Origin of the sequence: Brachybacterium sp. ACRRE (assembly GCF_022346485.1) — a bacterium.
Lineage (GTDB): Bacteria > Actinomycetota > Actinomycetes > Actinomycetales > Dermabacteraceae > Brachybacterium > Brachybacterium halotolerans.
Map to the genome: position 1 here is coordinate 1 of NZ_JAKRMO010000105.1, position 8,207 is coordinate 8,207.

The following is an 8,207-nucleotide window of genomic DNA, read 5'->3' on the forward strand; positions in this document are numbered from 1 at the left end:
CACCACGACGCCGGAGGCCGCGAGCGAGGCCGCGATGTCCTCCGACTGGGCGCGGGCGAGGGCGCGCAGCCGCTCGTTCACGCGCGCGAGGGAGCTGGGGTGCCGGTCATGCGCGGGCCACCCGGAGGGTGCGGATCTCGAAGGGGCGCAGGTCGAGGGGGATGCCCGCGCCGGGCTCGGGATCCTCGTCCGAGGCGTCGCGGACGAGCGGGGCGAGGTGCGCGGGGGCGTCGGCCCCGAAGGGCCGCTCGAGGAGGTCGATGGCAGTGACGTCCGCCCTCCTCGTCCCTGCTGCGCTCGACCCCGCTGCCCCGTCCGCTCCGGGGACATCGAGCACGAGAGCGGCCCGGGCCCGCTCGCCGAGGGACTCGTAGACGCGCAGCACGAGGTCGCCGGAGCGGTCCTCGGCGAGCTTCACGGTCTCGATGAGCACGCCGGGCGCGCCCTCGATGCGGGCGAGCGGCGCGGCGGCCCGGGCGACCGCCGCGGGGACCCAGCGCTCGGGGAGGTTGGCGCGGTAGCCCTCCGTGATCGCGTCGAGCATGTCGGCGCCGGGGCGCAGGGCGAAGCGCAGGGAGTAGGCGCCGTGGTCGGCGCCGGGATCGGGGAACTGCGGGGACCGCACCAGGGTGGCCCGCACGGTCGTGGTGGTGCCGCCGTCGGCCTCGCGGACGGTGCGCAGCACGTCGTGTCCGTAGGTCGAGTCGTTGGCCAGCGCGACGCCGCGCGCGCCCTCGGCGACGTGCACGAAGCGGTGGGCGCAGGTCTCGAAGCGCGCGGAGTCCCAGGAGGTGTTCACGGGGATCGGGCGGTCCACGTGCCCGAACTGGATCTCGCTGCTCATCACCGGGGCGCGCAGGTCCAGGCCGAAGCCGAGCTTGAGCGCCTTGCGGTGCTCGCGCCAGTCCAGGTCGATCGTGAGGTGCAGGGCGCGGTCGCCGGGGCGCAGCTCGAAGATCTTCACGATCTCGCTGCCCTCGCCGGTCACGCCTCCCGACGCGTCCTCGGGCGCGGTGGTCGTGTACCGGTAGGTGACGCGGGCGCCCCCGGCGATCTCGTCGACCTCGACGGCCAGGGGACGGTCGAGGTCCCGCACCACGTGCCGGTAGAAGGCGTCGATGTCCCAGGCGTCCCACGCGTTGGGGGTGTCGCGGTGCAGCTGCAGGCGGGCGCCGGAGTCGCCCGGGGCGATGGTCTCGCGGCCGCTCGCGCTGTCGATGAGGGAGACGATCTCCCCGCGCTCGTCGAGGATGGCCCGGACCAGGCCGTTGTCCAGGGCGATCCGCTCGCCGCGGCGCACGAGGGCCACGCCCTCGGTCTCCTGCACGGGGCGGCCCGCGGAGTAGGGCGCGATGCCGCGGCGGGAGGTGACGGGCGCCGTGTTCAGCAGGATCTCGTCCCCGGCGCGATCCTCGCCCGCCCCGTCGGCGCCGTCAGTGCCGTCGGCACCGTCGCTGCCGTCGGCGCCGATCGTCCCGGCGGCCCCGGCGAGCGCCGCGAGCGCATCGAGGGCCACCTGCTCGGCCCGCGCCTGGATCGAGGCGTGGTTGCGCTCGGCGTCGCGGTGCACCCAGGCGATCGCGGAGCCGGGCAGGATGTCGTGGAACTGCAGCAGCAGGGCGTCGTGCCACATGCCCTCGAGCGCGTCGTGCGGATAGGGGGCTCCCGCGCGCACGGCGGCGAGGGTCGCGAGGTGCTCGGCCTGGTGCAGGGCCGCCTCGGTGCGCCGGTTGCCCTGCTTGGTGGCCAGCTGCGCGCTGTACGTCCCGCGATGCAGCTCGAGGTAGAGCTCCCCGGCCCAGACCGGCGGGCTCGGGTAGCTCTCGCGGGCACGGGAGAAGAACTCCTCGGGGCTCGCGAACTCGACCTTCGGGGAGCCCTCGAGGTCGGCCGCGCGGCGCCCGGCCTCGATCATCTCCCGCGAGGGCCCGCCGCCCCCGTCGCCGAAGCCGAAGAGGTCGATGGCGACGTCGGAGCGGCCCTTCTCCTTGAAGTTGCGCTCGAGGAACGCGAGCTCGGAGGGCTCGAGGGTCCCGTTGTAGGTGTCGGCCGGGGGGAAGTGCGTGAAGACGCTCGTCCCGTCCAGGGCCTCCCACAGGAAGGTGTGGTGCGGGAAGGTGTTCGTCTGGTTCCAGGAGACCTTCTGGGTGAGGAAGTCCCGCTGCCCGGCGAGCGAGGCGATCTGCGGGAGCGCCGCCGAGTAGCCGAAGGAGTCGGGCAGCCAGGTCTGCGTGGTCTCGACGCCGAACTCCTCGAGGAAGAACCGCTTGCCGGCCACGAACTGCCGGGCCATCGCCTCGCTCCCGGGCATGTTGGTGTCGGACTCGACCCACATGCCGCCCACGGGCACGAAGCGGCCCTCGGCGACCTTCTCGCGGATCCGCTCGAACAGGCTCGGGTAGTGCTCCTTCATCCACAGGTACTGCTGGGCGGAGGAGACGGAGAAGGTGAAGTCCGGCTCGGCGTCCATGAGCGCGATCGCGTTGGAGAAGGTGCGGGCGCACTTGCGGATGGTCTCGCGCACGGGCCACAGCCAGGCCGAGTCGATGTGGGCGTGGCCGGTGGCCATCACGGTGAGCGCCGAGGAGTGCGCGGGCCGCTCGAGGGCGGGGCGCAGCGCCTCGCGCGCGGCGTCGGCCGTGCCCGGCAGGTCGTCGGGGTCGGCGGCGTCGAGCGCCGCTTCGAGGGCGCGCAGGATCTCGGCCCGACGGGGGCTGGTCTCCGGCAGCTCGTGCATGAGGCCGTCGAGCGCGCGCACGTCCTCGGCGAGCGCGCGGATGCGCCGGTCGCTGCGCTGCACGTGGAGGGCGCGGATCGTGTAGAGGTCGCGCTCGGGGAGGGTCGCGGGATCGCCGAGGTCGGTGGGCGCGAAGGTCCAGCCGCCCGCGACGTCGGGGGTCGCCGCGCACTCGAGGTAGTGGTCGAGGCGCTGGCCGGGCGCGAGGGTCATGAACGCGTTCAGCGGGTTGATGGCCTTGACGGGCTCGGCCTGCGGGGTGAAGACGAGCGCCTCGGACTGGAAGCCGGGGCCGCCGGTGAAGTCGAGGTCGACGACGAGCTCGCACACGTCCTCGGGCCGGTTCCACTCCCCGGGCACGGAGCCGGTGACGTGCAGCCAGAGGGTCGACCAGGCGCGCCCCCAGCTCTGGCCCACCTCGATCGGGACGTACTCGGGCAGCGCCGCGATCGCCTCGGCGGGAGGGACCGGCTCCCCGGGCAGCGCGTGGGCGCGGATGCTGACCGGCACCTGCTCGCGTCGGCCTCCGCCCTCGAGGTGGTCGCGGACGAAGCGGCGGATCCGCTCCTCGGTGAGGCGGGTGTCGTCGTGCATGTGCGAGGACTCCTTCACGGGGCGCGGACGTCGCGGCGGTCGGAGGACGAGGGTCCCTCCGAGACTATCCGGAAGGCGGTGTCAGCGGGTGGGCGGGGACCAGCGCGCGAGGATCTCGTCGCTCAGGCGCGGGAGCAGCTCGCGATGGCTGTCGCAGAACTCGTGGTCGGTGCCGATGACGGCGGCGAGATCGGCGACCGGGTCGACCCACACGGCGGTGCCGAGCATGCCGAAGTGCCCGAAGGTCTCGGGGCTGCTCGTCGTCCCGGTCCAGTGGGGGCTCTTCGTGCCGCGCACCTCGAACCCCAGCCCGAAGGGGTTGGGGTCCTGCTTGCCGAAGCCGGGCATGATGCCGACCAGCTCGGGCATCTGCGGCGTGGTCATCTGCGCGAACACCTCGGAGCCCAGGAGCGTCGGCCGCAGCAGCTCGAGCGCGAGGAGGGAGAGGTCGACGAGCGGGGCGAAGGCACCCACGGACGGCGGGCCGTCCCAGCTCAGGCGCTCCATGCCCAGCGGCTCGGCGATCTCGTCCGCGACCCAGTCCTCGAAGTCCCGGCCGACGGCGCGCGCGACGTGCAGCGCGGCCACGTCGATCCCGCGGTTGGAGTAGTGGCGCCGCTTCCCCGGCTCCTGCAGCACGCGATCGGACTCGTAGAAGAGGCCGGAGGCGTGGCAGAGCAGATGCCGCAGGGTCGACCCCTCGGGGCCGACGGGGTCCGTCAGCGCGACCGCGCCGCGCTCGATGGCGATCGCGCACGCGAACCCGGTGAGCGTCTTGCTCACCGAGCGCAGGGGGCGCACCTTCCCGAGGTCGCCCGCGCTCGCGCGCACGCCCTCGGGGCCGAGCACGACCGCAGCGGCCTCGAAGCCGAACGCGTCGAGCGCGCCGAGGCCGTCGGCCCCCGGGGTCCGCCCGGACGCTGGGCCTCCGCTCACGCGCCCGGCTCCCCCGCGTCGTGCCGCGCGAGCACGGCGTCGATCAGGCCGGGCCAGTGCTCGACGTGGGAGGGGCCGAAGGGCTCGTCGCCGAGGAAGGCGAGGGCGAGGCCGCGGTCGGGGTCCAGGAGCAGGAAGGAGCCGGACTGGCCGAAGTGGCCGAAGCTCGCGGGCCCGCTGCGCTCCCCCGTCCAGTGCGGGCTCTTGCCGTCGCGGATCTCGAGGCCGAGCCCCCAGTCGTTGTGCTTCTGGCGCCCGTACCCGGGCAGCACCCCGGGCAGGCCGGGGAACTGCACGCTCGTCGCCTCGCGCCAGAGCGCGGGGTCGAGGAGGGTGGGGGCGAGCATCTCGCGTCCGATGAGCAGGAGGTCCTGGACGCTCGCGCGGAAGCCCGCGGCCGGCGACCCCGAGGCCTCGAGGTCGCGCAGGCCGAGCGGTCCGCAGACCTCGTCCTCGAGCCAGGTCTCGAGGTCCGTGCCGGTCGCCTGCTCGAGGGCCCGGCCGAGCACCTCGAAGCCGGTGTTGGAGTAGATGCGGCGGGAGCCGGGCGCGGCGAGCAGGGCGCCGGTGTCGAAGGCGAAGCCGGCGGTGTGCGCGAGCAGGTGGCGGATCGTGGCGCCCTCGGGGACCTCGGCGTCCGCTCCGCCCGCCAGCGCTCCCCGCGTCTCGTCCAGGCCGACGGGTGCCTCGAGGTCGAGCAGGGAGCGGTCGACGGCGATCAGCGCGCCGAGCGCGGCGATCGGCTTCGAGACGCTCGCGAGCGGGTGCACGCGCGCGACGTCGCCCGCGGTCAGAAGAGTGCCGCCGGTGCCCGCGACGCCCAGGGCGCAGGGGAAGGAGAAAGGTGCGAGGAGGTCGTCCACGGCCCCAGGTTCCCACACGCGCGCCCGCTCCCCCATGCACTCCCTCCCACGTCGGACACCACTTTCTTGACGCCTCTTTTACTTTCTCTTGACCTATGGCAGGCTGTGGCGCGTCCGCCCATCGGACATGTCGCGCAAATCGCGACATCGCACCCACGGTGGCCCCCCGCGCCGTCTCTTACAAGGAGAGAGACAGATGACCCGCCTCGCCACCCCTCCCGCGCCCACCCGACGGGCCCTGCTCGTCGGCGCGCCCGTGCTCGCCGGCTCCCTGGCCCTGGGCACGTCCCCCGCCTCCGCGAAGGACCCGGTGCTGCATCCGGGCGATCGCGGGAGCGCCGTGAAGACCATGCAGAAGGACCTCGCCGCACGCGGCTACTGGTGCGGCAGCGCCGACGGCAGCTTCGGCGCCACCACCACCCAGGCGGTGTACGCGCTGCAGAAGGCCGCGGGCCTCGCCAAGGACGGCGTCTTCGGGGCGAAGTCCCGCGCCGCGCTGAAGAAGGGCACCCGCCCGACGCCGCGCATCACCTCGGGCACCGCCTTCGAGGTCGACAAGAAGAAGCAGCTGCTCTACTGCATCAGCGGCGGCAGGCTGAAGTACATCCTCAACACCTCGACCGCCTCGGGGAAGAAGTACTACTCGGGCGGACGCTGGAAGACCGCGACCACGCCGAGCGGGGACTTCACGATGTACAGCTTCCCCACGAGCGGCTGGCAGACGGCCCCGCTGGGCAGGCTGTACCGGCCGGGCTACTACGACCGCGGCTGGGCCATCCACGGCGCCACCTCGATCCCGCCCTACCCTGCCTCCCACGGCTGCAGCCGCCTCTCGGTGGCCGCGACCGACATGCTCTGGAAGGGCGGCTGGATGAAGAAGGGGCGCCGGGTGCTCGTGCACTGAGACGCCCCTGGCCGCCCCTCGGAGAACGGGGGCGGAGGGCGGGGACGAGGTGCGCCTCCACACGACCTGCACACCTCGTCCCCGACCTCCCCTCCGTCTGACCGCAGTCGCACGGTGATGGCACGATACGATCGACCAGCACCACACCGTCTCGACAGCGGAGGATCGACCGTGGGGATCTTGGATCGGATCGAGCGCGGACTGGACCGCGGCGTCACGAGCGTCTTCACGTCCGGCCGCGGGCAGCTCAAGCCGCTCGACCTCGCCCAGGGGCTCAAGCGCGAGTGCGACGACCAGATCCAGGTCCTCGATCGCACGCGCACCATCGCCCCGAACGTCTTCACGATCTACCTGAACTCGGCGGATCATGAGCGCTTCTCCTCGTGGGAGGAGACGCTGCTCGAGGAGATGGAGCGCGTGATCCTCGAGCACGCGGAGAAGAACCGCTATGTGTTCGTGGGCGGCGTGAGCGTCTCCCTCGAGGTGGACGACGAGGTGCGGCCCGGGCGCTTCGAGACCGAGTCGCGCACGGAGCGCGGCACGGTGGCACCGGCCACGGGCGCCGAGCAGGCCGCCGGCCCCGGCCACCCGATCGTGGAGATCGACGACCAGCAGTACCTGCTGACGGGCCCGGTCACGGTGATCGGCCGCGGCGGCGACGCGGACATCATCCTCGACGACACCGGCGTCTCCCGCCACCACCTCGAGCTGCGGGCCGACGGCGCCTCCCTCATGGCCACCGACCTGGGGTCGACCAACGGCACCTTCGTCGACGGCGAGCGCATCCGCACGCCCGTGACCCTGCAGGACCGCTCGTCGATCCGGATCGGCCGCACCCGGCTCACCGTGATCCTGCCCTCGCCCGCGCCGACGTCGGCGACCTGGTGAGCGCCGCATGAGCGAACTGACGATCCTCGTCCTGCGCGTCGCGCTGGTGCTGGGGCTCTGGCTCTTCGTCGTCGCGGTGCTGCTGATCCTGCGCAACGACCTCTTCGGCACCACGGTCGTGAACCGCGGCACGAAGCCGGACCCGCGGCGCGAGCAGCGCCCGTCGGCCGATCCCGCCCAGGCCGCCTCGCTGCGCACCGACCCCTCGGTGATCTCGACCGCGCTCGTGGTCACGGCCGGCCCGCTGCGCGGGACCACCCTCACCCTCGGCCGCACGCCCGTGCTCATCGGGCGCGCGCCCGAGTGCACGCTCGTGCTCGACGACGACTACGCCTCCAACCGCCATGCGCGCGTCTTCCCGCAGGACGACGAGTGGATGGTCGAGGATCTCGGCTCGACCAACGGCACCCTGCTGTCGGGGAAGAAGATCGAGGGCGCCGTGCCCTTCCGCCCCGGCGCGCAGGTGCGGATCGGCCGCACCGAGATCGAGCTGAGGCGAGGCCCCCGATGACCATCGCCCTGCGCTACGCGGCCCGCTCCGACGTCGGCCTGGTGCGCTCGAACAACCAGGACTCCGGGTACGCGGGCAGCCACCTGCTGATGGTGGCCGACGGCATGGGCGGCCACGCGGGCGGCGACGTCGCCTCGTCGATCGCCGTGGGCCGTCTCGCCCAGCTGGACACGGACACGCCCGCCTCGGACCTCGTGGCGAGCCTCGAGGAGACGATCCTCGAGGCCAACCAGCTGATCCTGCGCCGCGCGCGCGAGGAGCCGCAGCTCGCGGGCATGGGCACGACGGTCACCGCGCTGCTGCGCGCGGAGGGCCGCTTCGCGCTCGCCCACATCGGCGACTCGCGCGCCTACCTGCTGCGCGACGACGAGACCGTGCAGGTCACCAAGGACCACACGTTCGTCCAGCGCCTCATGGACGAGGGCCGGCTGACCAGCGAGGAGGCCGAACGCCACCCGCAGCGCTCGGTGCTCATGCGCGTGCTCGGCGACGTGGACGCGGATCCCGAGCTCGACCTCTCGATGCGCTCGGCCCGCGTGGGCGACCGCTGGATGCTGTGCTCCGACGGCCTCTCGGGGCTGGTGTCCCTCGAGACGATCCACGCCACGATGGACGGCATCGAGGATCCCGACGAGTGCGCCGAGGCCCTCATCCAGCTCGCCCTCAAGGGCGGCGGGCCGGACAACATCACCTGCATCATCGCCGACGTCGTGGACCTCGACGACCTCCCCCGCAGCGCCGAGGCGCCCTCCACGACCCCGCTCATCGTGGGCT

7 protein-coding genes are annotated in these 8,207 nt (G+C 73.3%); 4 read left to right on the forward strand and 3 right to left on the reverse strand.

The features are described from left to right. Nucleotides 1-106: 106 nt before the first annotated feature. The 3 genes from MHY49_RS18410 to MHY49_RS18420 all read right to left on the reverse strand — a co-directional run bounded on the left by MHY49_RS18410 (nt 107) and on the right by MHY49_RS18420 (nt 5,130). Nucleotides 107-3,331 (reverse strand): alpha-mannosidase, encoded by a 3,225-nt coding sequence (locus MHY49_RS18410; protein WP_239206597.1) that lies wholly within the window; start codon nt 3,329-3,331, stop codon nt 107-109. An 81-nt stretch (nt 3,332-3,412) separates the two neighbouring features. Continuing rightward, entirely contained in the window at nt 3,413-4,267 is an 855-nt protein-coding gene (locus MHY49_RS18415) for a serine hydrolase domain-containing protein (protein ID WP_239206599.1), read from the reverse strand. Continuing rightward, complete coding sequence (locus tag MHY49_RS18420) at nt 4,264-5,130, reverse strand: serine hydrolase domain-containing protein (RefSeq protein WP_239206601.1); 867 nt, start codon at nt 5,128-5,130, stop codon at nt 4,264-4,266. The genes MHY49_RS18415 and MHY49_RS18420 overlap by 4 nt, the downstream gene beginning before the upstream one ends. A gap of 196 nt (nt 5,131-5,326) precedes the next feature. On the opposite strand from MHY49_RS18420, the gene MHY49_RS18425 reads away from it, so the two are divergent. The 4 genes from MHY49_RS18425 to MHY49_RS18440 all read left to right on the forward strand — a co-directional run. After that, nucleotides 5,327-6,034, forward strand: coding sequence for a L,D-transpeptidase family protein (locus MHY49_RS18425; RefSeq protein ID WP_200502633.1), 708 nt, complete (start codon nt 5,327-5,329; stop codon nt 6,032-6,034). A 171-nt stretch (nt 6,035-6,205) separates the two neighbouring features. Continuing rightward, nucleotides 6,206-6,922 (forward strand): DUF3662 and FHA domain-containing protein, encoded by a 717-nt coding sequence (locus MHY49_RS19220; RefSeq protein WP_239206603.1) that lies wholly within the window; start codon nt 6,206-6,208, stop codon nt 6,920-6,922. A 7-nt stretch (nt 6,923-6,929) separates the two neighbouring features. Continuing rightward, complete coding sequence (locus MHY49_RS18435; RefSeq protein WP_200502629.1) at nt 6,930-7,433, forward strand: FHA domain-containing protein; 504 nt, start codon at nt 6,930-6,932, stop codon at nt 7,431-7,433. Continuing rightward, on the forward strand, nt 7,430-8,207 hold a 778-nt coding region (locus tag MHY49_RS18440; protein WP_239206605.1), incomplete at its 3' end, for a Stp1/IreP family PP2C-type Ser/Thr phosphatase. The genes MHY49_RS18435 and MHY49_RS18440, both read left to right, overlap by 4 nt.

Coding starts and splice junctions, on each gene's coding strand:
- MHY49_RS18410 (WP_239206597.1), bottom strand. CDS start 3,331: ATGCACGACGACACCCGCCTCACCGAGGAGCGGATCCGCCGCTTCGTC.
- MHY49_RS18425 (WP_200502633.1), top strand. CDS start 5,327: ATGACCCGCCTCGCCACCCCTCCCGCGCCCACCCGACGGGCCCTGCTC.
- MHY49_RS18435 (WP_200502629.1), top strand. CDS start 6,930: ATGAGCGAACTGACGATCCTCGTCCTGCGCGTCGCGCTGGTGCTGGGG.